This is a genomic window from Pseudoalteromonas sp. S1727, assembly GCF_005886375.1.
GTDB classification, from domain to species: Bacteria; Pseudomonadota; Gammaproteobacteria; order Enterobacterales; family Alteromonadaceae; genus Pseudoalteromonas; species Pseudoalteromonas haloplanktis.
Window position 1 is genome coordinate 1 of sequence record NZ_PNDT01000159.1, and the last position, 519, is coordinate 519.

The 519-nt window shown below is 47.2% G+C and carries 1 pseudogene; it reads left to right on the forward strand.

The window, feature by feature from the left end:
- Positions 1–519, forward strand: a pseudogene (locus CWB85_RS21165) (hypothetical protein); the annotation flags it as partial.

The following is a 519-nucleotide window of genomic DNA, read 5'->3' on the forward strand; positions in this document are numbered from 1 at the left end:
CCCAGCGACCTTTGGTGGGGTGGCCAACGACATTGAAGACGGCCAACCAGTGGAAATTATTGTCCGTGATGAAGCGGGTAATCGTTTGATCTTTAGTGCGATAGTACAAAATGGCTTCTTCATCATTGAAGATGGCGATTTATCCAGCTTATTAGATGGCGACTTAACCTTTACTGCAACCAGTATCGACAGCTTTGGTAACCCTGCTGTTGCCACCAACACAGTAACGAAAGACACCGCGGCAGTGGAAATAACCGTTGATATTGATACCGTGCAAGATGACACTATCAATGCAGAAGAAGCACCCACTGTTCGCATTAGCGGCACCACTGATGCTGAAAACGGTCAAATCGTAACCATTGTGCTCAGTGATGATGAAGGCAATGAAATCACTCTCACTACCACGGTCGTTAATGGAACGTGGTTACTAGAAAACGTCGATACACGTTTCTTAGTTGATGGTGGTATCACCGCCGTTGCAAGCGTAGAAAACCGTGCGGGTAATTCAGGCGACGCCAC